The sequence below is a fragment of the Thermotoga sp. SG1 genome (assembly GCF_002865985.1).
Lineage (GTDB): Bacteria > Thermotogota > Thermotogae > Thermotogales > Thermotogaceae > Thermotoga.
Genome location: NZ_LNDD01000003.1, coordinates 334,943 through 359,393, shown reverse-complemented (window position 1 = coordinate 359,393; position 24,451 = coordinate 334,943). Strand labels below are relative to the sequence as shown.

Genomic DNA, 24,451 nt, shown 5'->3' with positions numbered 1-24,451 from the left:
TCCTTCTGAAAAACAAAGGGGCCGACCTTCTGGCCGGCCCCTCGATTTCTGCTCAGCGGTCACGCAGAAACCCCCGGTCCGCTGAAGGGCCGGCTCTTTGGTGTAGTGCACATTATCATATCACTTAGAATTCCTTGCTCGAAGAGTACGAAACTGTACACGTTCTCACCTCACGAAATTACGATACCACTCTACTGTTAAAATCATGTTGCTTCTTTCATTAAATTCATGATCTCACCTTCGTCGGCCTCGAACACACCTATCGCCCAGTCGGAGACACCACCTATCCATATCACCTTTCCTTCGTATACCACAAGTCCACAGCCGAATATCACCCTGATCCTGTCACCGTACTCTTCGATCACGCCTTTTGGTGAGAGAACGTAGTTCGTTGTTCCAAGGAGTTTCCCCCTGCTGTCCACAAGTGCCAGACCGTTTTTGTAGGTGAGGTCTTTGAGAACCGCATGCCAGCCTATGAGGTAACCTTTCTTCACTTTGATAGCGTTGGTGGACCATCCGACCTTCGTTTCCCATTCTTCGGGGAAGAAGACCGGGTCCAGACTGTAGAGATCTATGGAATCTCCTTCCATCCTTCCACGCCAGCAGACTTTGGTGTCTCCCACCGTTATTCTGGTCAGTATCACGTTCGATTCCACAAAAGAACTGTCCTTCATCGAAACGGGGATGAAATCACCGAGCGTGCTTCTTATGGAGATGTATTTCTTTTCCAGAAGATTCAGATCTTCATCCAAAACAGCGTAAGCAAGAAAGTCCGTGTGCGGTTTCCCTTCCTGCGACCAGTCTTTGTATCCTTTTGCCGTGTACAGTATCTCGAACTGGGAGTCTCTGAAAAAGACCCTTGGATCTTCGCAGCCGAGGAACTCCTGAATGTCTCGTGGCCAGAAAACGACCTCCATCTCTATGGGTCTTTTCACTTCTTTGCTGAGCAGTTCATCGATGTCCACCACGAAGTGGCCAATCGACGACACGTACTTGTAGTAATCGAATATCACCCTCGGAAACACATGGAGGCTCTTTCCCACGAGGACTGCTCCCGGGTTGAAAACGGCAACGGGTTGTCTGGGGTAGTTCGTGAGAACGAAATCTTTGGGAAAGAAGTAGGTCACCCTTCTGAAAATGTCGATCGTTTCGTCTTTTCTCAGCGATCTTTTATGAAAAAGGAGTTTTCTTAAAATCTCCTCTGCCATGCCCCACTCCCCCACGAGTGAAGGGGCATCTTGCCCTTTCACACAAGTTGATCCAGTGTTTTTCCAGAGTAAAGCTCTCCTGCGATCCTCACCAGTTTCACGTTCAAGCCTGCTTGCTGATAGAGGGAGAAGAAAAGGATCCGCTCCATCTGCTCCTTACTCATAACGGGAGTGCTACCGTTGGACAGAGAGCGCTGCACCGGATGGTTCGGATAAACTGGATTGTATCCGACACCATCTACTCTCAAACTACCACCTCCCCGAATCTTTTATCGGAAAGATCGCCCGGTCTTTTATCCTGAAAGACGTTCAAGTTCCATCTCTATCTCTTCGTAAACAGGCTCTTTCCCTGGATCGTCGGACACCCATGAATAGACGATCGTTCCGTTACCGTCCACGATGAAGACTGCCCTTTTTGCAACGGTGTAGCCAGGAATACCCAGGAAGTTCTCGTGTACTCCTCCGTATTGAGATGCCATCTTTCCACCGAAATCAGAGAGAAGGTCGAACGTGATACGGTTCTTCTCCGCAAAAGCCTTGTTTGCGAAGGGACTGTCCACACTGATACCAAGAACAACCGCGTTGAATCTGTTAAACTTGGAGAGGGAATCCCTGAACGTGCACAATTCCTTTTCACAGACACTCGTGAACGCACCGGGATAGAAAACGAGAACCACGTTTTTTCCTGAATAGTCTGAAAGTCTCACTCTTTTCAATTCTGTGTTCACCAGTTCAAAATCGATCGCCTTATCACCAGATTTCAACATGAAGACCACCTCCACTTAGGTAAAACTTATACACTGATATACATTGATATTCTACCACAAGAGGGATACAGAATGAAATACGAAAAAATCGCCTTTTTCAGATTCTTCGGTAGATTGAACGATTTCTTCAAAGACAACGAAAGAGTGAAAATTCACCACTTCACAGGATTTCAAACGGTGAAGGACAGAATAGAGGCACTGGGGGTGCCACACGTTGAAGTGAGTTTTATCACACTGAACGGAAAACCTGTCGATTTCGATCACATGGTGGAAGATGGTGAATTTTTCTGCGTGTATCCTGAGTTTAAGACGATAGAGATTCCTTCAGAATGGCTTGTCACCCCAAGGTACGAAGGTGAACCCCGTTTTGTTCTCGACATCCACCTTGGAAAGCTCGCCAGGTTCCTCAGAATGCTTGGCTTTTACGCCTTCTTCGGTGAAGAAGACGACGAAAAACTCTGCAGGAAGGCAGTTCAAGAGAATGCCATACTCTTGTCCCGCGATGTAGGTCTGCTGAAGAGAAAAGAACTCGTCTTCGGCTACTATGTGAGAAACACCGACCCGAAGAAACAACTGATGGAAGTGGTGGAAAGGTACGATCTGAAGAGATGGATGAAGCCATTCACAAGATGCATCGAATGCAACACAGAATTCGAAGAAGTCCCAAAAGAGAGTGTGAAAGACAGAGTTCCTCCAAAAGTTTACAAGCTCTTCGATGAATTCGTGCGCTGTCCAAACTGTGGAAGGGTCTACTGGAAAGGCTCACACTACGATCACATGGTGGAGTTCATAAAGAAAAATCTGAATTGATTTTCAATTTGTTACAAATTTGTATTTTAAAGAAAACATGATATAATTTTACCCAAGATTTTTCAAGGGGGTGTTATTATGAGAAGGCTGATTCTGTTATTTGTAATCGTAGGTGCCATGATTCTTTTTGTGGGAACAAGCTGTGAATCAAGGGTACAGGTTCCCGTTCCCCTTCCCGAAGTGAAGGTGGAGGTACCAGAAGTGGAACTTGGTTTCAAAGTGGTAAAACCAACAGGAACAGAAGATCTCTTCGAAGACTTCGAATCGTACGGTCAAGGAGAAGTGGCCCCCTTTGGACCATGGAAAGTTCTTGAAGGATTTAATGCTCCTCACGTTGAAGAGGGAGTTCAAGCAGACAAAACTATCGGGAAGGTCCTCAGAGCAGATATAGGCCGGGGGATTTTCACTCTGGGTGAGTGGACGAATCTCACACTCGAGTGTAATTTGAAAAGAGAAGGCTCAGCAGAAGGAAGAGTGTACTTCAGGCTCTCCGAAGATGGAAAGAAAGGTTTCTACGTATCTTTCTCAGAGTACGGTGTGGCCCTTCACAAGTTCGCAGGAAGCATAGACATGAAGATAGCAGAAAACAAGGGTGTTAAATTGAGTGGCGACTGGATGTATTTGAAAATCCTTGCAGAAGGAGAAAGGATCGAAGTTTTTCTGAACGGAAAAAAGGTCATCGATGTTACTGACTCCGACGTCTTCTCAGGAGGAATAGGAATGGCAACAACCTTCCAGACCGTCTTCTTCGACAATGTAAGAGTCGAAACCATCGAATAAAAAAGAAGGGGCTCTGCCCCTTCATTTCTGTTCTTGAACCGTCTGCTCTTCTACAAAAGTAGGTTTTCTCTTTACCTTCTTTATCACGTAGAACTCGAGTTCATCTCCTTCCTGTATGTCGTCGAAGCCCGCAAATTTTATACCGCATTCCTGTGGTGCTTCAACGACATTCACGTCTTCTTTGTAATGCTTTAGGCTCTCTATCTTTCCTTCAAAAACAAGTTGGCCGTTTCTGTAGATTCTCACAAAACCATCTTTGTCTGCCTTTCCATCCAGCATCTGAACACCGGCAACTTTTCCAACCTTTGAGATCTTGAAGACCTTTTTTATCTCTCCATGTCCGATCACTTCTTCCACTTCTTCGGGCTCCAGCATTCCCTCCAACGCTAGTTTCAGATCGTCAACGAGTTTGTAGATGATGGAGTACGTCCTCACGTCAACTCCTTCCTGCTCTGCAAGTATCCTGGCCTTGTTGTTCACCTTCACCTTGAAACCGAGTATCACACCGTCCACGGCTGCAGCCAGCATGACGTCGCTGGTGCTGATCTCACCAACTCCAGCATGGACGATGTTCAGCTCTATCTCCCTGGACTGGAGTTTGTTTATGGCGTTCCTCAGTGCCGCAACCGAACCGTAGGTGTCTGCTTTCAGAATGAGGTTCAGGATCTTTTTGTCTTTTTCCTGCATCATCTTCATGAGTTCTTCCAGGTTTACGTGCTTTTTCGTCTGTTTTTGAGACTCCAACTTTTCCAGTCTTTTTTCAACGATACTTTTCGCCTTTTCCACACTTTCCACCACGTAAACGTTCGAGTGAACGTCCGGTATGTCCTCGAATCCAAGGATCATAACGGGCTGAGACGGGAGTGCCTCCTTTATAGGTCTTATCCTGTCGTCGAACAGGTTTCTCACCTTTCCGTAGGTGTTGGAAGCCACGACGGCGTCTCCCACTCTCAGAACACCGTCTTTCACTATCACACTTGCAACAGGTCCCATCTTCTTGTCCAGTTTGGACTCTATTATCACCGCCCTTGCGGGTCCTTCAGGATAACACTTGATCTCGTTCATTTCTGCAACGAGGAGAATCATCTCGAGGAGCTCATCCACTCCCTGTCCGGTCCTCGCTGAGATGGGAACAACGATCGTATCGCCACCCCATTCTTCCGGGATGAGACCGAGTTTTTCCACGAGTTCCTGTTTTGTCTTCTCCACATTCGCATTCGGCTTGTCTATCTTGTTTATCGCGACTATGATGGGAACGTTCGCCGCCTTTGCATGGTTGTACGCTTCTATCGTCTGGGGCATCACTCCGTCGTCAGCAGCGACAACAAGTACAACGATGTCCGTCGCCTGGGCACCCCTTGCTCTCATCTCTGTGAAGAGTTCGTGCCCCGGTGTATCTATGAACGTGATCTTCTTTCCGTTCACTTCCACCTGATATGCACCTATGGACTGGGTTATACCACCTTCTTCTTTTTCGGCAACCCTTGTAGACCTGATCCTGTCAAGAAGCGTTGTCTTTCCGTGATCGACGTGCCCCATCACCGTCACAACGGGAGGTCTTGGCACCAGTTTGTCCTTCTCTTTCTCGTAGAGCTCCTGGTACTTCTTCTCCAGAAGTTCGAATTCATCGATTTCTTCTTCAATTCTTCTCTCTTCCTCCAGTTCCACTTCCACCTTGTATTCTTTCAGGATCTGATCTACCTCTTCGAGTTTTAAGATTTGACCCGGCCTCAGTGCGATGCCCCTTTTTACGAACATATCCTGTATGATCTTGTTCTGAGGGACACCTATTTTTTCAGCGATTATGTCGAGTTTTAACTCGTCCGGTTTTAATGTGATTTTTCTCCTCTTTTTCTTTTCAACGACTTCCTTTTCTATCTCTTCGTCACTTTCTCTCTTTGGTTTTGAAGGCTGCTTTGATTTCTTTCCCCTGTCTTCTTCCAGCAGATCTATGATGATGTTCGCGATCTCCTCATCCACAAAACTCATGTGGTTTTTCACACTGACGCCGAGTTCTTCCAGTTCTTGAAGGAGTTCTTTCGGAGACATGTTGAGTTTTTTCGCCAGTTCATAGACTCTCAATCTGGCCACTTCTATCACCTCACCTCGTCTATTTTACCACCTTTTCTATAGCCTCTATCAGGTTGTCTTCTTCCAGGCCTATCACGGAAACACCGGGTTTGTCCAGAAGCCTCCCCAGTTCTTCTTTGGTGAACATGACGATGTAGGGAACGTTTCTGTTCTCACATCGCACGATGGTATCTTTCTTTGTCCTCTCGCTCGCGTCCTCCGCTATGATGATGAGTTTTTTCTCTCTCGGAGCCCTTATGTACGCCCTGATACGTTCTTTTCCGAATACAACCTTTCTTGCCTTCACAGCGAATCCAATGTAGCTGTAAACCTTTCTCTTTATCTGATCGTCCATACCATCACCTCATCCGGGATATCAGGTACAGAATGAGAGATATAACCACGCTGATGATCAAACTCGTCATCAATGGAAAGTAGAAAACGAAGTTCTTTCGCCTTATCACTATATCCCCGGGAAGCTTTCCGAGAAATGGTATCTTTTCGAATAGCACAAGTAGAATTCCGAAAACCACAAGAATGAGTCCCATGAGGATCAAAAACTTTCCAATCCCCTGGAACATCCTCATTCCCCCTTCCTGAAACGATCGAACGGGACCTTTATCATCTCTCCCTCCTGGTCGGAGAAAAGGGTCACCGTTTTCAGAAACACGTTCACGTTGACCACCCTGTAACGTTTGCCTTCGTAAGTTATGGTGCTTCCCTCGTCGGGAATTCCTTTCAGTTCCTTTTCATAGAAGTCGTACTCATAAGTGAGACAGCAGAGCAATCTTCGACAGGGCCCGGATATCTTGGCCGGGTTGATCATCATCTGCTGTTTTTTGGCGTGTTTCAACGTGACACTGGAGAACTCCCTGAGGAAAGTGGAGCAACACGCTGGAAGTCCACACAGTCCAAGGCCCCCAAAGAACTTCATCTCGTCCCTTACACCAACCTGGCGCAGTTCTATCCTGGTTTTGAATATTTTCGCAAGGTCTCTCACGAGTTCTCTGAAGTCGACCCTTCCTTCCGCACTGAAGAAGAATATGAGTCTTGATCTGTCAAAGGTGTACCTTGCATGGAGGAGCTTCATCGGAAGACCGTGTTCCTTTATCTTCTGTTTACAGATCTGGAAGGCCTTCCATGCGTCCTCCACGTTCTTTTTGTGCTGCTCCATGTCTTCCTCCGTCAGTTTTCTGATCACGGCTTTTAACTCGTAGCCGACCTCGTCTATGCTCACCTCACGAACGGGTATGAGGACCCTACCGACTTCAAGACCGAAGTCTCCCATCACAAGGACCAGATCTCCTCTTGAATATTCCTCACCGTTTGGAACGGAGTAGTATATTATCTTACCCTTTGGGATTATCTCCACACCCACTGCCTTTGCTTTCAGCTCCAAGCGTGAACACCTCTCTTTCTTTTCCTGTGTATGATCAAAACGTTCATCAAGGTGATTCTGGTGTTCAGGTTTGCCGTCTTCACTCTGAGAATGGAGTCAAGGAAAGAAACGTTTTTCTGATCGTCAACTCCTTCCCATACGTTTTCATGAAGAACGATTCTCACCATTTTCTGAATCAAAAGAAATGCATCTTTACCGGTGACGGTATTCACCACCTGATCAAAAAGGGTGAAGAATTCCTTCGGTTCTACTCCAGAAAGCCTCTCTAGAAGCTCCCTACAGGCAAGATAACCTTCCAGACCCTTTCCCATTACCTTTTTCAAAAGCTGGTCGAATCCCAGAGATTTCACGTTTTCCAGAAGAGACAGAATCTTTTCTCGACCGAACTTATACGCTTCCAGAGCCATCGAAAAATCTCTTTCAAGAAGCGGAAGCTCTTTCCACAGGTCTCCAATTTTCTCCTTCACCGTTTCCCAGAATTCTCTGGGTACCCTCACACTCACCCTGAAAACCCTGCTCTTTATCGTGGGAAGCAGATAATGCCAGTGTCTGGTGTTCAGCACGATCACAGCATATTCGGGTGGCTCTTCAAGGGTCTTCAAGAAAGCGTTTGCTGCCTGTTGAGTCATCCTCTCACAATCGTGGACAATCACGTACTTTCTGCTGTAAAGTTCTGGACTGTAATTCAAAAAGTCCTTTATCGATCGAATCTCATCTATTCCGATGTTTTCACCCTTTGGATCGATTTCCAGCACGTCCGATGCCTTCGGTGGAAACTTCTCCACATACTCGGGCAGTGCCAGGGAGATTTCCCTCTGATAAGAAAGATCCTCACCATCTATGAGGAGAGAGACTCCTTCTGATCTTTCCACGATTTTCTTCAAAAGTTCCAGCTGGTTTTTTGCATATTTCACGATCAATTCATCCATTTTCCCACCTCGCCATTCAATTATATAATGATAAAATCGAAATTGAGGTGAAAAAATGATCCTAAAATTCCTGAACGAAACACTACCATGGGTCAAAAAACCAAGCAGGTACATAGGCAAGGAGATAAACAGTGTTGTAAAAGATCCGAAAGAAGTTTCACTTCGGATCGCCCTTGTTTTCCCCGACACCTACGAGATCGGAACCTCAAACTACGGCCTCGAGATACTCTATCACATCCTGAACAGCCAGCCCGATATCTGGGCAGAAAGAAGCTATCTTCCATGGATTGATATGATAGAGAAGATGAAGGAAAGGGATATCCCACTCTACACGATGGAGTCCTACACACCGCTCTATCAGATGGACGCAGTTGGAATCTCTCTGGAGTACGAACTTTCTTATACCAACGTCGTCGAAGTTTTGAAACTCTCAAAAATTCCACTGTTTTTCTGGGAAAGAAAGAAAGATCCCATCGTTCTTGGGGGAGGTCCCTGTTCCTCCAATCCAGAACCTGTTTACGGGTTTTTCGACGCGATCCTTGTGGGTGACGGAGAAGAGGCCATCCTGGAGATCACAAAAGTCCTGAAAGAAACGAAGGGAGAAAACAGAGAAACCATCTGGAAAGAACTTTCAAAGATCGAAGGAGTGTACGTTCCCGCTTTCTACGAGCAGCGAGGAAAAAGGATCGTTCCCGTATCAGTTGAGTTTCCAGCGTCGATAAAAAGAAGGATCGTGAAGGATCTGAACGCTCAGCCAGTTCCTGTAAGAAAAATCCTTCCGAACACAGAATCCGTCCACGATAGGGCGGTTGTGGAAGTCGCACGCGGATGCACAAGGGGATGCAGGTTCTGTCATGCGAGTGTTTTTTACAGACCGGTGAGGGAAAGATCACTCGAAAACATCATCGAAAACGCTGAAAAAATGCTGAAAAACACAGGGTACGAAGAGATCTCGCTTCTTTCGCTCTCGACGATGGATCATACACAGATCGAAAAAGTTGTGGAAAAACTGCTGAGTAGATTTTCTGAAAAAAAGATCGCCGTTTCCATCCCATCAACGAGGATGGACAGGTTCGGTGTGGAGATCGCCTCCAGGATCGCGTCGGTCAGGAAAACAGGACTCACCTTTGCTCCCGAGGCCTCCACACAACGTCTGAGAAACATCATAAACAAGAACATAGAAGATCATGACATCTTCTCGACACTGGAAGCAGCGAGGAAATCAGGATGGAGACGGGTAAAACTCTACTTCATGATAGGCCTTCCCGGTGAAACGGAAGAAGATCTGAAGGCACTGATCGATCTTCTGAGAAAGGTCAGAACCATCGGATTCAAAGAGGTTTCAGCGTCTGTGGCCGTTTTCGTTCCAAAACCACACACGCCGTTTCAGTTTGCCCGACAGATCACCCCAGAAGAAGCAAACGAAAAATTCAAAATCCTTACCAGAGCAAGAAGGTTCGCAAAAGTCTCGTACCATAATCCAGAGATGAGTCTTCTGGAGGGGATCTTCTCGAGGGGTGATAGAAAACTTCTGGATCTCATAGTGAAGGCAAACGAACTTGGAGCGCTTTTCGATGAGTGGAGTGAGATGTTTGACTTCAACGTATGGAAAAAGGCGTTCGATCTGACAGGAATAGATCCAGAGGAGTACTTGAGAGAAAGAAAAACGGAAGAGGAATTTCCCTGGGATCACATAGACATGGGTGTCACGAAGGAGTTTTTGGTGAGAGAATACCAGAGGGCACTCGAGGGAAAAACTACAGAGGATTGCAGATGGAAGGGTTGCTATCTCTGTGGTATCTGCCCCAGATTCAAGGTGCAAAATATTCTCTCTGGAGGTGAAAAGGGATGATCCTGTTTGGAACGGGTGGAATTCGAGGTGTGATGAGAAAGGGAGAGTTCGATGAGGACACGGTGAAGAGGGCTTCGCTGAGCGTTGCCCTCTGGATGAAACAGAGAAACTTGAAAAGCGTTGTGATCGCCTACGACACGAGAAAAAACTCCAGAGAGTTCGCAGAACTCGCTGGAAGAGTCTTTGCAGGTGAAGGAATAGAAGCTTACGTGTTTCCAGAACCAACGCCAACGCCAGTTCTCTCCTTTGCTGTGAGATACATGAAGGCCGGTGCGGGAGTTGTGATAACAGCAAGCCACAACCCCCCAGAATACAACGGATACAAGGTCTACACTTGGGATGGAGTTCAAGCAATTCCAAAATACACGGACGAAATCACCGAAATATACAAGAAGGTTGATATTTCCGGTGTGAGTGAGGGAGCTATCAAGATCGTACCTTCCGAAGTGAAAGAAGCCTACATAGAAGAAGTCATAAATATCGTCTCTAATCTTCCGAAGAACACAAGTCTTGATATTGCCTACTCCCCACTCCATGGAACAGGAGCAAACTACGTTCCGGAGGTTTTGAAAAGGCTTGGTTTCAAAGTGAGGCCCGTGGAGGAACAGATGAAACCCGATCCAAACTTCTCCACGGTCCCAACTCCAAATCCCGAAGAAGATGAAGCACTCGTTTTGCTGAACAAAAAGGAAGCGACCCTTGGACTTGCAACCGATCCGGACTGTGACAGGGTGGGAGTGGTGTACAGAGGAAGAAGACTCACAGGAAACCAGGTCGGAGTGCTCCTTACAGATTTTCTACTTGAACACGTAAAGGTGGAAAATCCCCTTGTTATAAAAACGATCGTCACCACAGACATGGTAAGACCCATTTGTGAAGAAAGAGGCGCTTACCTCGAAGAAACTCCAACAGGGTTCAAATTCATCGGTTATTTGATAGAAGAACACACAAAAAAGGGTGACAGGAACTTCGTTTTTGGCTTTGAGGAAAGCTGTGGATACCTTGCAGGTAACCACGCAAGAGACAAGGATGGAGTTGTAGGAAGTGTCCTTTCTGCTATAGCTTTCAGCAACTACGATCCGTATGAAAAGCTCGAGGAACTCTATAGAAAGTACGGCTACTACATGGAAAAATTGATCAACTTCAAGTTCGAAGATGTCAGCAAAGCAGTAGAGATATACAGATCTCTGAAGGAGTACGATGGTATCATCGATTACTCTAAAGGTTACAAAGGGATAATTCCAAACGAAACCGTGGCCTTCATGTTTGAGAAATCCAGGATCTTCGTAAGACCATCGGGAACTGAGCCAAAGCTCAAGGTGTACATCCATGTGAGAGGAGACACAAGGGAAGGGGCAGAAAATCTCATGAAAGAAAGTGAAAAAAAGATCAGGGAGATTCTGAAACTGTGAACTGGTACCCTGGTCACATAGAAAAAGCAAAACGTCAGATCAAAGATCTTCTAAAACTGGTGAATACAGTTGTGGAGGTCCGGGACGCCCGGGCCCCCTTTGCTACATCGGCGTACGGAATGGATTTTTCCAGGAAAAACACGATCATCGTTCTGAACAAAGTAGACATGGCGGACGAAAAGATAACGAAAGAATGGGTGGATTTCTTTAGAAAAAAGGGCAAAAAGGTGATCATCACCTACAGGGATGAACCCCGGCAGGTCTTCCTGAGGAAACTCCGTCTTGATAGACTCGCTCGTGTGCTGGTTGTGGGAGTTCCGAACACGGGCAAATCAACGATCATAAACAAACTGAAAGGAAAAAGAGCAAGTTCAGTAGGTGCCCAGCCAGGTATAACAAAAGGCATACAATGGTTTTCTCTGGAAAACGGTGTGAAAGTCCTCGACACACCGGGTATTCTTTACAAAAACATCTTCAGCAAAGACCTCGCTGCAAAGCTTCTTCTGGTGGGAAGCCTTCCTCTAGATCGGATCGATGATCACGAAGTTTTTGAAAAAGCGTTCGATATCTTCAAGCGCTATCAGAAAGTCGAAGAGGATTTCACCACGTTTTTCGAAAACTTCGCAAAAAGAAGGGGACTCCTCAAAAAGGGCGGAGTCCCAGATCTAGATCGTGCCATCAGAGTGTTTTTCACAGAACTGTCTCAGGGAAAACTGGGGCGCATCTCCTTCGAGCGACCCGACGAGATCAATCCCGAAGAACAAGGACAAACTCCAACGGTTTGAGAATTACCCTTCCTTTCCTTTCCCACTTTCTTCCGTTCCAAACCCTGCCGCCGGAAAGTTCTTTCGTCTCTTTCCCAACGTTTGCAGCGATGACAAGTTTTTTCCCGTCTTTTTCGTAAGAGTACAGAACCAGATCCTCACTAGAGAGGTTTCTAAAGGTTCCTTCGAGAACGAACTCGACAAGCTGTTCTCTCACCTTCAACAACCTTCGTATGAAGGAAAGAACACTCCTGTCAGGCCTGTCCCAGTGGAGAGCGTAGTGGTCGAAGAAGGCAAGTTTTCCAAAAAACTCGTCTGTCGGTGGTAACACCTTTCTCAAGTTCGGATCTGTGTCCAGGCCGAGGTTCATCGGTTGTTTTTCACCTATCTCCTGTCCTGTGTTTATGTACGGAATTGCATTCGGGAGAAAGTAGGTCACAAAGGGTGCCAGTTTTTTCATTCTGGAGGCATTCTTTCTTGTGGCTATACGTGGTGTGTCCGGTGTTTCAACGGACGCCAGGAATGGAAGAACGAGCCTTTCTGCAATCTCTGGTAGTTTTCCAATCTCTTCTGTTCTTCCGGCAAAATACCAGCTGCTTCCAAGTATCACGTCGTAGCCCGCCTCTTTTGCCGCTTTGTCTCTGCTCATATCGAGTTCTTCGGCTATCATCACAAAGGCCGGATCGTACTCTTTCACATTCTTTATTATGAGATCGAGGAGTTCTTTTGGAAGGGCATGCCCCATGTCGAGTCTCGCTCCATCGATTCCGTACTTTTTCTGATAATGCGGAATCACACTTGCAAGATACTCCCAGAGTTCTCTGTTGGGTATTTTCCCTGGGAATTTACTCGCTTTTATCACATCGTAGAGGACATAAGGAGGTTGATCTGGATCGAGAAACTTTTTCGATGCCTCCGGGTGGTCAAGGTACAGTCTCAAGAATGTAACATCGTCCCAGGTAGGCTGAGGATCGTTTATCAAGTCGGAAAAACCAGGAGGTGTTATGATTCCAAACTCCCTCACAATGAGCTCCAGAATGTTACCCTCTTCTTCCTTTATCTTTTCCCACTTTTCTGGATTGATGCGATCCGGAGAGAGTGTGAACTTTTTGAGGTGCTTTTTCACGCTCTCTTTTCCGTATATGATCTCCAGTTCATCCTCATCTGGGACTTTGAAAGGAAGCTCTTCTGCCGTCGGTGGAGTATAGTCCGCGAGTTCTTCAACCCTTATCCAGTAGAACCAGTCCGGGTGTTCTCTGATGAGATCCGAATCTCTTGAAGCTGTTCTTGGTATGAAATCGAGTATCACTCTGACTCCAAGGATGTGACATGCTTCAACGAAAGCCTTGAACTCCTCTTCCACACCGAAGGGTTCAAGAAGCGGATCATGGTACCTCTCATCGAGCGCCATGGGATTCTTCACAGAATACGGAGAGGGAGCTCCCCCTTTTTTGAAAAGATCACTCATTTTGCTGACGGGAAGAAGGTAAATGGCATCCACTCCGAGCGATTTGATGAACGGAAGAAGAAGAATCATCTTGAAGAACGTTCCCGCCTCACGGAAACCGAGGACATCATCCTCTTCGTAGTAGCCAGAACCTTTGTGATTGTACGAAACAGTTGCTCGTGGAAGGGAACCATAAATGACAGAGCGTTTTATCCAGTCAGGAGAACTTTCGCCTTTTAAAAACGAAAGAGGTTGAGAGTAATCGAGATTCTTGGAGTGCTTTAATATCCAGTCTGTGACAGCTGCACCGAATTCGTACGGATCGACGAAATACTTTCCAGATTTTTCCTCGAAGTTTTTGAAAAATCCCGGTATCCAAAGCTTTGGAACTGCGTACAACTTCTTTCCGGTGATTTTCTCCTTACAGAGGCGGTTTATCTCTCTGAGGATCAACGCCATCCCTCCTGATTTAATTGATTTCATCATCTATTTTAACAAAACGAAACAAAGAACGCAAGACGAAAATTGACAAATATCATTGTGTAATAGTATAATATTACACCGAGGTGATAACATTGTGGTTCGGGATCGATTTTCACTCCTCAAAACCGATCTACGAGCAGATAAAAGAGAAGATCAAACTTCTCATTCTGTCTGGAAAGTTGAGGGAAGGTGATTTTGTGCCCTCTATACGATCACTCGCAGAGAACCTGGAGGTGAACCTGAACACCGTCGCCCGCGCGTACAGAGAACTCGTCCAGGAAGGTGTTCTGGAGGTGAAAAGAGGAGAAGGTTACATCGTATCGAAAGTGAACATGGAAAAACTCCAGACACAGCTCGAAGAGAAACTCAGAAAAGTACTGGAAGATTGTAAAAAAGCAGGAATTCCTTTGGAGAGAGTGTTGAAACTCTCAAAAGAAGTTTTCGGGGGTGATGAGTGATGTTGAAAGTAGAAAACCTGAAAAAATTCTACGGAGAAAAATCAGCAGTGAACGACATTAGTTTTGAAGTGGATAAAGGGGAAATCTTCGCCATTCTCGGGCCGAACGGTGCGGGGAAAACAACCACGTTGAAATGCATAGTCGGCCTCAGAAAGAAAACATCAGGAAAGATCGAACTGGAAGGCACGTTCACATACCTTCCCGAGGAGAAGAAGCTCTATCCCTACCTGAGGGTGAAAGAAACGATCGATCTGTTCAAAAAAATTGGAAAAAACTTTTACGAAGAAAGATCTCTTGAGATGCTTGAAAGGTACAGTATAGACCTGAACGAAAAGGTGACCAACCTTTCGCATGGCATGAGAACGATACTGTATCTTTCTCTTGTTCTCGCCGAAGATGTTGACCTTTACATCCTGGACGAACCCACTTGGGGTCTCGATCCTATCGTGAGAAACGAAATTCTCAACCTTATAAGATCTCTCACTTACGATGGAAAATCCGTACTCTACACCAGTCATGTGCTGGCAGAGGTTGAGAAAATAGCAGACAGGGTCGCCATCATGAAAGAAGGAAAGATGGTTCTTTCAGGGAATCTGGACGATATAAAGTCTTCCTATAAACTTGTTGTCTCAAAAGATGAACTGGGTGGCTATCTTCTGAAAACACTCAAAAGTGGGGAGAAGATCTATCTGATGAAAAAAGAAGAGATACCAGAAAGCGTTCAGGTGGAGGACGCCTCGTTCGAGGACATCTTCGAAGCGATCGTCAGGGGTGAGAGAGATGTTCAATAAAGAATTCAGGGATATGAGGGTGCGTTTTTTTGTGATGTTCTTCATCCTTCTTGGAACTTTCATTTTGCTTGTGGTGATGAAGGACTACACGCAAAATCTCTCTGAGATCATCAGAAGTGCACCGAAAAACATCCTGGAAAAGTTCGGTGTCACAGATGAGTTCATGGAAAAACTCTCAAGATGGGACTTCTACATCATCACCCAGTGGTACGGGAAGAACCTTGGCCAATTTGTTCCAATACTTGCGATCATAATGGCTTTTCCGGTGTTTGCAAGGGAGATAGAGAACGAAACGATGGAACTTTTACTTGTGAGAGTCAAAAGAAAAAGACTTTTCATGGTGAAGTTTTTCGTTCCTCTGGTTTTCACTCTTTTGTCTCTCGTGGTACTCGCCGTTCTTCCACTGCCCGTCAGCTGGATCGTCGGTGAGTCACTGGATGCAAGTTCTGTGTTTCGCTATCTTCTGGTGGAAACAGTTGGGATTTTCCTGTGGTTTTCTATCACCATCTTCTTCTCCGTGCTGTTTTCCGATCAGGTCAAGCCCCTCATTGTTTCGATCGCTCTTCTTGCAGGAACAACGGCACTTGGAAGCTTTATCAAACCTCTGTCCATCTTGAACACCTACCTTTACATCCTGAGGGGAGAACTCACACCATGGCCTTCCTTGGCTTATACTCTGACCGGTGTGGTGTTTGTCTATCTTTCCTATAAAGTTCTTGAAACAAAAGACTTCTGAGGGGGTGTAGAGTATGATCGTCACCACTGTTGAACAGATACCAGGATACAGAGTGAAAGAGGTCCTTGGTGTGGTTTCGGGAAACGTGGTGATGTCAAAACATCTGGGAAGGGACATAGCTGCTGCATTGAAAACTCTTGCAGGAGGAGAAATCAAAGGCTACACGGAGATGCTGACTGAGGCAAGGAACATCGCTTTCGAAAGAATGGTTAAGGAGGCAGAAAAACTCGGTGCGGACGCGGTGATAGGATTCAGATATTCTTCTTCCACCATCATGAGGTGGTGCAGCAGAAATCCTCGCGTACGGAACGGCAGTGAGACTGGAAAAAATTTGAAGGGGCGAATCGCCCCTTCTCAAACTTCCTCTTCTTCCTCGAATTCCTCCAAGTCGATTTCTTCGATCATCTCTTCAACAGTTTCTTCCGCCTTCGATTCTTCTTCTGTCGTGAGAGGAGCTCCTTCTCTTCCCTCAAGATATGCATCAGCTATGACGGAAGTGATGAGCTTTATAGACCTGATCGCATCGTCGTTTCCAGGTATCACATAATCGATTGGATCGGGATCACAGTTCGTGTCAACTATGGCCACGATGGGAATACCCAGCTTGTTCGCCTCGGCAACGGCTATCTTTTCCTTCCTTGGGTCCACTATATAGACGATGTCAGGGAGTTTCCTCATCTCTTTTAGTCCGCCCAGGTTCTTTCTGAGTTTCTCCAGGATTCTTCTTATTCTGCTCTGCTCTTTCTTTGGCAGTTCATCGAGTTTTCCACTCTGTTCCATTTCTTCAAGTTCGATGAGTTTGTCAATTCTTGATCTGATCGTCTTGAAGTTTGTGAGAAGTCCACCAAGCCACCTGTTGTTCACGTAGAAGGCTCCACATCTTTCTGCTTCTGCTTTTATCACGCCCTGAGCTTGCTTTTTCGTTCCTACAAAGAGGATCGTCGCACCTTCACTGGCCTTTTCCCTGACAAAGTAGTACGCCTCTTCCAGAAGCTGCTGGGTCTTTTGAAGGTCGATGATGTAGATACCCTTTCTTTCTGTGTAGATGTAGGGAGCCATTTTCGGGTTCCATCTTCTCGTTCTGTGTCCAAAGTGCACTCCTGCTTCCAGAAGCTGTTTCATGGTGACAACCGCCACAGACAACACCTCCATCCCTTTTGGTTTTAGTCCTCCGCTCCCTTCACGCCCACGCCGGCCTTTTTACAGGCACCGAGGGTGGGATCCAGGAGCGTGCGTGATAGGTACCTTGAGAATTCTACCATCGAAGAAAGGAGATTTCAATCGTTCTTGATCTGAACTCTTGGATCCACGATGAATTTCACAACGTAAAAACTCGCGAACATTCCGATCAACCCTGTGGCAACTATGAGAAAACCGCAACCAAAGGCATCTGCTATCTTGCCACCGATGAGTGGAGCTATGAAAGAAAACGGTGCGATGGAAAAGTACAGTGAACCCATGTACAGTTCTTTTCTCTTTCCCGAAACAAAATCGAGCGTGATCGCCATGTTTCCCACGTTGTTGGCCGTGTTGACAAGCCCCATCAAGGCAAAGACAAAATAGGCATGGAATGGATCCGTAGAAAAGAAGGCAATCAAAACAGTAAGGGAGTAAAAGATCTTGCTGAAAAGAAGATTCAGCTTGTGTCCTCTTTTATCCCCTAATGGCCCGAACACGAACGATGAAACACCCTGGGATGTGAGAACTATCGCCGTGAACACCGCTGCGGCATCGTCTGGAAGAGAGAATTTTTCTAAAAGATACACAGTGATGAAACCACTCGAAGCGAACATGAAACTGGTGATGATTCTCTCTATCAGGAAGTTTCTGAAGTTTCTGTCCAGAAACACGTGTTTCATGTTTTTTATGTAGTTCCATATGGGTTCATCATTTGGAGTGACCTGATCGGGTACCTCCCTGGTGAGCGCAAGAAAGACAAAAGACACCATGAAGAAGACAAACGCAGTGAGAAAAACATAACCGAAGTTTTCGGGAAACGGGTATTCCGAAAGAAGTCTCTTTGCGATGATCGATCCCCCCACACCGAGGATCGCTCCAAGACCATTCCCCATGGCAAAGAAGGTCCCTCTTCTTTTTGGATCGATCACCTTCTCTATCATGCTCATCCACGGTGGACCCAGAAACCCCATGGAGAACGTGGCGATTCCAATCATCAGAATGGAAAGGTACAATGCCAGTTTGGGGGAAGGCACGGCAAGATAGAGACTTATCAAAGCCATGAAAAGGTAGGGAAGTCTCTCCCCGAGTGTCACTTCCAAGACCAGTTTCAATTTCTTGGGAGACCTTTCAGCGTATTTGGCACCCCATATTGCCGGAATGCCCCAGCCAAGGTTCGCAATGGCTGGTATGAGACCAAGTTCCACATTCGACGCCCCAAGATTTTTCGCAAAAACGGGAAAGAGCGTGAAGATGGAACCAAGGGTCATCCCAAGGCTGAAAAAGGCATAATCCAGGGAGTTGACGAGAAAGTTCCATCGGTAGTCTTTTTCAGTCAGCTGTTTCATAGTCCACTCTCCTGATCTAAAAATATGCAGCATAAGATATTCTATCCTAACCTTTTGTTTCAGGAGAAGATGAACTCCTTTAACTTTTCGTAAAGGTGGTCCCAGTCTCTTTCACGCTCAACGTACTCTCGGTTTTTCATCCCAAGATGTGAATGATCTTTTGTGAGAATATCTTCCAAGACTTTTTCCAAATTTTTTTCGTTGAAGAAGATCGCACCGGTTGTTTCTTTGAACAAAATTCCTTCTATGTCAATACATAGAACGGGTTTTCCAGAAGCCATGTAGTCGAGCACCTTGTAGGAACTCACCGCAGGATGGTTCATCGTGGTATGAGAAAGGGTAAAGAGAAGAAAATCCACTTTCTGAAAGAGAGATGGAACACACTTTTTGGGAACAGGATCGAAGAAAAAGACGTTCTTGAGATCTCTGAAAGCCTTCTTCAACTCTTCAAGATAGTCCGGCTGGGAAGGTCCCACGAAGATGAAGACAAATTTCTCTCTTATATCTTCTTTCACATCTGAGAGCATCCCAAGGAACTCCTTCACTCCATTGTGCGGAACGATCGATCCTGCATAGAGAACCTTCACCTTGTCCTTCGGCACTTTGGAGAGGATCTCTTCCACTTCAGAGCAGTATTCATAGTTTTCGAATCGGCTCAGATCCACTCCGTTTGGCACAAAGATGAACCTTTCGGGATGAACCCTCAGCCTCTCAAAGTGCTTTGAAAGATCCGGAACAAGAGAGATGATCCCATCGGCCTTCGGATAGTACTTTTTGCACATGAAATCGAAGAGTTTTGAAACAGGATGAGAGTACGAGATTGATCCAAGTTCCACAAGATCGTCTGGCCAGACGTCTCTGATTTCGATGAAAAATCTTCCTCTCTTCTTTTTCTTCACGTAGTGCCACCCAAGACTCCAGGAGAAAGGATGAGGAGAGGAAGCGATGATCACATCGTAATCTCGTTGAACGATCAGCCTCTTTCCGTTCCTGTAATAATCGAAAGAAGAAAGAAATCTGGAAATTGAATTCCCCGAGTATTTTCTTGTTTTTATGACGATGAAGTTCACGCCCTCTTTTGAAAAGCGCCACCCGAACGTTTCACTCCACCTTTTTCCTGAAAGGTGCGAAAAGTCCCCGACGTAGATGTCCACACTGTGACCGTCTTTCACAAATCGTTTTGCAAGTTCAAAATGCCTTGTCTCGGCACTTCCCATCTCTGGGATACTCGCGTAGTGATTGAGTATGGCGATGTTCAAGGTTATTCCTCCCTGTAGTAAGATTGGTTTTCAAGAAGTTGATCTTCTGGAACATCTCTAACCACCTGCGCTGGAACTCCCATCACGATCTTTCTGGGAGGGACATCTTTCGTTACAACCGATCCTGCCGCCACCAGGGCATCTTCCCCTATTACGACTCCAGGAAGTATGGTCGCGTTTGCGCCCACCCTGGCACCTTTCTTGAGTGTGGGCCCTTTGAAAAACTTTTTTCTTTTTTCTGTTCTTCCGAGAAAATTGTCGTTTGTGAACGTCACTTCGGGAGCGATGAAACAGTAATCTTCGACCGTCGAAAATGCGGTGATGTAGGCGTTCGTTTCTATCTTCACGTACTTTCCGATGGTGGTTTTGTTTTCGATGGTAACACCCTTTCCCACCACCGTATGGGTTCCTATTCTAACATCCTCTCTTATCACCACAAGATCTCCAACGAAAACAAAATCCTCCAGAAAACTACCACGGTAAATCACACAATTTGCACCCACAATGACGTTGTTTCCTATGGTAAGGGACGGAAGGTCTTTGTCTTCTGTCACCGCTGAAATAGAAGACCTGAAGGGAACCTTTCCAAGAATGGTTCCGTCAAACACAACACATCCACCACCGATCTTCGTTCCTTTTCTGATCACCACGTTGTGTCCTATCACCACGTTATCCTCTATTACCACATCGTCCTCTATCACCACATTCTGCCCTATCTTTACGTTTTTACCGACCTTTGCTCTGTCCGAGACGAAACTCATACTCTTTCCTCCTTTCAGAACTTGTCTCGAAGACATTCTACCACTCTGACCGTTACAAACATTTAACATTAAAATCCCCTGAAAGGCTTCCGATTAAAAATAATGGAAAACCCGGCGCCGGGTACAGGGAAGTAAAGACTTTCACACGGAGGTGAGTGGTTCATGAGGATCAATCACAACATCAGTGCGTTGAACGCCTGGAGGAACATCAGTCAGACACAGTACAGCATGGGAAAAACCCTTGAAAGACTCTCCTCTGGTCTGAGGATCAACAGAGCTGGTGACGACGCAGCAGGTCTTGCCATCAGCGAAAAGATGAGAGGCCAGATCAAGGGTCTGAACATGGCAATCAAAAACGCTCAAGACGCTATCTCCCTGATCCAGACAGCAGAAGGAGCACTCACAGAGGTACACTCAATCCTTCAGAGAATGAGAGAACTTGCAGTCCAGGCAGCATCCGACACCAACACCGACGTTGATAGAGAACAGATCCAGAAGGAAATTGATCAGCTCAGAGAAGAGATCGATAGAATAGCAAGAACAACAGAGTTCAACACAAAGAAACTCCTTGATGGAAAACTGGAAAGCTTCAGAAGTGAAGTCGATGCGAAAGTTGTGACGGGTGGAAACATAAACGTTCAGTTGGGTGCTGTGTCCTCGGCTGCTGTTGAAGGAACATACGTTATCGAAATCGGACAATTCCAGGGAGCGGTCACATCCGAACTTGATGTCAAGATCACTCTGTTCACCGTTGGAGGTTATACCTCTACCATTGCCACCATAACAGCGGGTGCGGCTGCGCTTGGAAATATCACCTTCACATGGGATACAAACGTTCTCAGCATAAGTGACTTCGGAGGAGCTCTGCCATCTAACGAAGTAGTCGACAGTGCCGTTGTGAGGGTGGAAGCTGTTTACACATCGGCCTCTCAGCTCATCTTCCAGATCGGAGCCAACGAGGGCCACAACATGGTTGCCGGTATCGATGATATGAGTGCAGCAGCACTTGGATTGACATCTGCATCCCTCAAAGTCACCGATCAGGACAGTGCAGAAAGGGCCATCATGGTCATAGACGCTGCGATTCACAGGGTGAGCACAGCAAGGGCAGCACTCGGTGCTATCCAGAACAGGCTCGAACACACCATCTCCAACCTCGGTGTTGCCGCAGAGAACCTCACAGCTGCAGAATCCAGAATCAGAGACGCAGACATGGCAAAAGAGATGATGGAGTTCACCAAGCAGCAGATCCTGCTCCAGTCCAGCATGGCGATGCTTGCTCAGTCCAACACACTCCCGCAGAACGTCCTCCAATTGATGAGATAAAGTTTGGCACTCTGACAACAAGGGGGCGCATGCCCCCTTTATTTTTGTTTAAGGACAAAACGTCGAATTTGTAGAAATATCCTGTTGAGGTGAGAGTGTGAGAAAATGCCTTCTTTCCGTTGCGATGATAGTGAAAGATGAAGAACACAACATAAGAAGGGTACTCGAGAGTATCAAAGATGTTGCAGACGAGATCGTAGTGATCGACACCGGCTCTACAGACAGAACACCCGAGATCGTAAAAGAGTACACCGATAGGCTCTATTTTTATGAGTGGAAAAACGACTTTTCTGAAGCAAGAAATTTCTCTTTGAAATTTCCTACCTGTGAGTGGATTCTCATACTGGATGCAGACGAAGAAGTTTCTGAAGAGTTCAGAAGAAACATAAGGGACTTTCTGAAAAATCTTCCAGACGATGTGAACACCATCTATCTTCCAACGGTGAATTATCTGGACTGGGATTTCAAAAAAACAGAAGTGGCCTCGACTCCAAGGATATTCAGAAACGGGACAGTGTACTACAAAAACATTGTTCACAACCAGGCTGTCTACAAGCCGAAAGTGGTTCATGCCCCGTTCAGAGTATACCACTACGGTTACATCTGGACCAGGAAACTGAAGAGGAAAAAATACGAACGAACCGCAACGCTCATAAGAAAACACCTCGAGACGGTGAAAGATCCTATAGAAAAGATATACTATTTGATACAGCTTTATAAGACAGAAAAGGTAGGTGGTAAGAAGCACGAAGAAAACAAAATCGCCTGGCAGATTTTGCAGGAAATAAAAAAGGTTGGAAAAGTACCGGCAATAGGTCTGGAATTTCTCTATATTTTCGGAATGGAACTGATAACAAGAGGCTTTCTTGAAAAAGGCGAAGAACTGATAGATATTGCACTGAAGGCTTTCTCGGAAAACCCCGATCCTTACTTTGCAAAACTTGCCATCTACGAAAGAAAAAAAGACTGGGAAAACCTTTACCGATGGGGAAACAGGTTCTTTGAAGTTTTGAACAAGGCGATGTCACAGGTAGAAAAGTATGAGTTCACCATCATGAGCATAAAAGAAATAGGAACAGCACATCTTCTCACCTGCCATGCGTGCCTGAAATTGAAGAAATGGAAAGAGGCTGAACATCATCTTTCAAAAGCGATAGAAAACGATGTGGATAGATCAAAACTTGCAGTCACACTCCGTTACATCTCAGAAATAGAAGACAGAGAAGACTTTCAAAAAGCGCTCAACCTTGTGGAAAAAATAGCAGAAAACTCTGAAGGTCTTTTCTTCGACGACTTGGTGGAAAAGATAGCAGAATTTGAGATAGATGTTTCCGAAGATCTTCTGAAGAAACTTCCCGTCTCAAAGAAGATCTCCAGATTCATCGTGAAAAGACTGATTGAGAAAAAAGATTTCCTCTTCGAATACCTCACAGACGAAGACACAAACTCTTTTGTGGAGAGAACAGGCATCCCTGGCCTTCTTTTCATTTTCGATCTTCTGAAAAGGAGAGAAACAGAAGGAAAACTCATCAGAATACTTTCAAAGATCGAAGGTGACGAAAAACTAAACGGCATCGTCCAGGCACTCATAGGAGATCTCTATTTGAAACTTGGAAACTTCTCCGAAGCCGTTTCAAGATACAGAAAAGCATTGGAATTGACACCAGAGATAGCAAGCTTCATAAAGCCTGTGATCGAAGACCTGAAAACACGCCTCGATCCAGAAACAGAAGGTGTCTATGAAGAACTCTACAGGTACTTCTCAGGCTACAGAGAGTTCCCGTTTGATCTTCTTGGCTTTGTAAAAGAAGACGCAGAAAAACTGTGCCTCATCTCCGACCACCCGGTGGCGCTCTATGCTTCCGCTGTGGCCACCAGAGACAAGGAAAAATCGAAGAAGTTGCTTATGAAGATAACAGACACCACAAAACTTCCATTCTACTACTACCGTCTTGCAAAGATCTATGAGGAGGAAGATCCCGAGAAAGCCTTCGAACTTCACATGAAGGCAGTGGAGGAAAACGAAAACCTGGGAAACATCGCACTGGGAAAGTATAAATACGACGCGCTCTATCCGAACCAGATCTTTCCTTTCATGAGAAAAGAAGACGAAACCATCTGGGCTGGAAACATCACAGAAAGATTCTCAGGTCTTGGTGTGATCCATCCTGTCAGATCCTGGAAGAAAAAAGAAAACTTCTTTTACTCGTTTCCATTTCCATCAGATGAAGCTTTGAAGATTTACAGAGAAAGGGAAAAGGAGATCTACAAAGATCCTCCATTCAAGATCAAAAAAGAGTACGTTGTTGAAACTCTATCAGAGACCAACCTGGCGGATTTGAAAGTCAGAGGAGATCTTCCCGGACTGGAATCTGCTCTGGAGGATCTCGGAATAGAGTTGAAAGAGAACTCGAAAAACCTCCTTGTTGTTTCTGGCGTAGAAGAGACTCTCGACCTTGAAAAACTCGTTGAAGATGCTGAAAGAGTCCTTCTTTTCTTCTTTGTTCCAGATCTGAGTGATAGAAACGATCCTGTATGGTACTATCCCCCGTTCAGGGTGCTCAGGACAACATCTCAGATGAAAAACACTCTGAAAAGGGCAGGATTTTCCACTTTGAAAGTGAAAGCACCTGAGAAGAATTTGAGGTTCATAGAATCTGTGAGGGGATGAAGG

General features: G+C 45.7%; 23 protein-coding genes and 1 pseudogene. 11 read left to right on the top strand and 13 right to left on the bottom strand.

The genetic code is table 11. The annotated features are described in order from the left end of the window. Nucleotides 1-203: 203 nt before the first annotated feature. From AS006_RS04705 to AS006_RS04695, 3 genes are read right to left on the bottom strand one after another with little or no spacing between them, the layout of a single operon-like run. Nucleotides 204-1,208, bottom strand: coding sequence for a glycosidase (locus AS006_RS04705; protein ID WP_101513189.1), 1,005 nt, complete (start codon nt 1,206-1,208; stop codon nt 204-206). Nucleotides 1,209-1,246: 38 nt separating this feature from the next. Continuing rightward, complete coding sequence (locus AS006_RS04700; RefSeq protein ID WP_101513188.1) at nt 1,247-1,456, bottom strand: hypothetical protein; 210 nt, start codon at nt 1,454-1,456, stop codon at nt 1,247-1,249. 45 nt (nt 1,457-1,501) lie between these two features. Further along, nucleotides 1,502-1,975 (bottom strand): peroxiredoxin, encoded by a 474-nt coding sequence (locus AS006_RS04695; RefSeq protein WP_101513187.1) that lies wholly within the window; start codon nt 1,973-1,975, stop codon nt 1,502-1,504. Nucleotides 1,976-2,047: 72 nt separating this feature from the next. Between AS006_RS04695 and AS006_RS04690 the strand changes: the two genes are divergently transcribed. Together AS006_RS04690 and AS006_RS04685 are read left to right on the top strand one after the other, a co-directional pair. Further along, complete coding sequence (locus tag AS006_RS04690) at nt 2,048-2,785, top strand: Mut7-C RNAse domain-containing protein (protein ID WP_101513186.1); 738 nt, start codon at nt 2,048-2,050, stop codon at nt 2,783-2,785. 78 nt (nt 2,786-2,863) lie between these two features. Next, nucleotides 2,864-3,565, top strand: coding sequence for a family 16 glycoside hydrolase (locus tag AS006_RS04685; protein ID WP_101513185.1), 702 nt, complete (start codon nt 2,864-2,866; stop codon nt 3,563-3,565). A gap of 21 nt (nt 3,566-3,586) precedes the next feature. Here AS006_RS04685 and infB read toward each other — a convergent pair whose 3' ends face one another. From infB to AS006_RS04660, 5 genes are read right to left on the bottom strand one after another with little or no spacing between them, the layout of a single operon-like run. Beyond that, the gene (gene infB / locus AS006_RS04680; RefSeq protein WP_101513184.1) at nt 3,587-5,656 is read right to left on the bottom strand and encodes a translation initiation factor IF-2; all 2,070 of its coding nucleotides are present in this window, start codon (nt 5,654-5,656) and stop codon (nt 3,587-3,589) included. Between the two features lie 19 nt (nt 5,657-5,675). Beyond that, entirely contained in the window at nt 5,676-5,990 is a 315-nt protein-coding gene (locus AS006_RS04675; protein ID WP_101513183.1) for a L7Ae/L30e/S12e/Gadd45 family ribosomal protein, read from the bottom strand. A gap of 4 nt (nt 5,991-5,994) precedes the next feature. Beyond that, nucleotides 5,995-6,216 (bottom strand): DUF2905 domain-containing protein, encoded by a 222-nt coding sequence (locus AS006_RS04670; protein ID WP_101513182.1) that lies wholly within the window; start codon nt 6,214-6,216, stop codon nt 5,995-5,997. Between the two features lie 2 nt (nt 6,217-6,218). Continuing rightward, a complete protein-coding gene (locus AS006_RS04665; RefSeq protein WP_101513181.1) occupies nt 6,219-7,034 on the bottom strand; it encodes a stage 0 sporulation family protein in 816 nt (271 codons plus the stop codon). Continuing rightward, complete coding sequence (locus tag AS006_RS04660) at nt 7,025-7,963, bottom strand: hypothetical protein (protein ID WP_101513180.1); 939 nt, start codon at nt 7,961-7,963, stop codon at nt 7,025-7,027. Before AS006_RS04660 ends, AS006_RS04665 begins: the two co-directional genes overlap by 10 nt. A gap of 55 nt (nt 7,964-8,018) precedes the next feature. Between AS006_RS04660 and AS006_RS04655 the strand changes: the two genes are divergently transcribed. From AS006_RS04655 to ylqF, 3 genes are read left to right on the top strand one after another with little or no spacing between them, the layout of a single operon-like run. After that, nucleotides 8,019-9,815, top strand: coding sequence for a TIGR03960 family B12-binding radical SAM protein (locus AS006_RS04655; protein ID WP_101513179.1), 1,797 nt, complete (start codon nt 8,019-8,021; stop codon nt 9,813-9,815). Further along, the gene (locus AS006_RS04650; RefSeq protein ID WP_101513178.1) at nt 9,812-11,227 is read left to right on the top strand and encodes a phospho-sugar mutase; all 1,416 of its coding nucleotides are present in this window, start codon (nt 9,812-9,814) and stop codon (nt 11,225-11,227) included. The genes AS006_RS04655 and AS006_RS04650 overlap by 4 nt, the downstream gene beginning before the upstream one ends. Next, nucleotides 11,224-12,012 (top strand): ribosome biogenesis GTPase YlqF, encoded by a 789-nt coding sequence (ylqF, locus tag AS006_RS04645; RefSeq protein WP_101513177.1) that lies wholly within the window; start codon nt 11,224-11,226, stop codon nt 12,010-12,012. The genes AS006_RS04650 and ylqF overlap by 4 nt, the downstream gene beginning before the upstream one ends. Here ylqF and AS006_RS04640 read toward each other — a convergent pair. Next, a complete protein-coding gene (locus tag AS006_RS04640) occupies nt 11,975-13,891 on the bottom strand; it encodes a DUF1923 family maltosyltransferase (RefSeq protein WP_199167381.1) in 1,917 nt (638 codons plus the stop codon). The genes ylqF and AS006_RS04640 overlap by 38 nt on opposite strands. A 122-nt stretch (nt 13,892-14,013) precedes the next feature. Here AS006_RS04640 and AS006_RS04635 point away from each other — a divergent pair, with 122 nt between their 5' ends. The 4 genes and pseudogenes from AS006_RS04635 to AS006_RS04620 all read left to right on the top strand — a co-directional run bounded on the left by AS006_RS04635 (nt 14,014) and on the right by AS006_RS04620 (nt 16,241). Further along, entirely contained in the window at nt 14,014-14,379 is a 366-nt protein-coding gene (locus AS006_RS04635; protein WP_101513175.1) for a GntR family transcriptional regulator, read from the top strand. Next, on the top strand, nt 14,379-15,170 hold the full coding sequence (locus AS006_RS04630) for an ABC transporter ATP-binding protein (RefSeq protein ID WP_101513174.1): 792 nt from the start codon (nt 14,379-14,381) through the stop codon (nt 15,168-15,170). Before AS006_RS04635 ends, AS006_RS04630 begins: the two co-directional genes overlap by 1 nt. After that, complete coding sequence (locus AS006_RS04625) at nt 15,160-15,906, top strand: ABC transporter permease (protein WP_101513173.1); 747 nt, start codon at nt 15,160-15,162, stop codon at nt 15,904-15,906. The genes AS006_RS04630 and AS006_RS04625 overlap by 11 nt, the downstream gene beginning before the upstream one ends. Before the next feature lie 13 nt (nt 15,907-15,919). Then, a pseudogene (locus AS006_RS04620) lies at nt 15,920-16,241 on the top strand (YbjQ family protein). A 19-nt stretch (nt 16,242-16,260) separates the two neighbouring features. Here the strand turns inward: AS006_RS04620 and rpsB are convergent. The 4 genes from rpsB to AS006_RS04600 form a co-directional block, all read right to left on the bottom strand. Next, nucleotides 16,261-17,043 carry a 30S ribosomal protein S2 gene (gene rpsB, locus AS006_RS04615; protein WP_101513172.1) on the bottom strand — a complete coding sequence of 261 codons (783 nt, stop codon included), beginning with the start codon at nt 17,041-17,043 and terminating at the stop codon, nt 16,261-16,263. A gap of 140 nt (nt 17,044-17,183) precedes the next feature. Further along, entirely contained in the window at nt 17,184-18,431 is a 1,248-nt protein-coding gene (locus tag AS006_RS04610; RefSeq protein ID WP_101513171.1) for an MFS transporter, read from the bottom strand. A gap of 59 nt (nt 18,432-18,490) precedes the next feature. Further along, nucleotides 18,491-19,690: a glycosyltransferase family 4 protein gene (locus AS006_RS04605; protein ID WP_101513170.1), complete on the bottom strand. Its 1,200-nt coding sequence runs from the start codon at nt 19,688-19,690 to the stop codon at nt 18,491-18,493. Nucleotides 19,691-19,692: 2 nt separating this feature from the next. Then, entirely contained in the window at nt 19,693-20,451 is a 759-nt protein-coding gene (locus tag AS006_RS04600) for an acyltransferase (RefSeq protein WP_101513169.1), read from the bottom strand. 162 nt (nt 20,452-20,613) lie between these two features. Here AS006_RS04600 and flgL point away from each other — a divergent pair, with 162 nt between their 5' ends. Continuing rightward, entirely contained in the window at nt 20,614-21,777 is a 1,164-nt protein-coding gene (gene flgL, locus AS006_RS04595) for a flagellar hook-associated protein FlgL (RefSeq protein WP_101513168.1), read from the top strand. A gap of 97 nt (nt 21,778-21,874) precedes the next feature. Further along, entirely contained in the window at nt 21,875-24,448 is a 2,574-nt protein-coding gene (locus tag AS006_RS04590; RefSeq protein ID WP_101513167.1) for a glycosyltransferase, read from the top strand. Nucleotides 24,449-24,451: the final 3 nt, after the last annotated feature.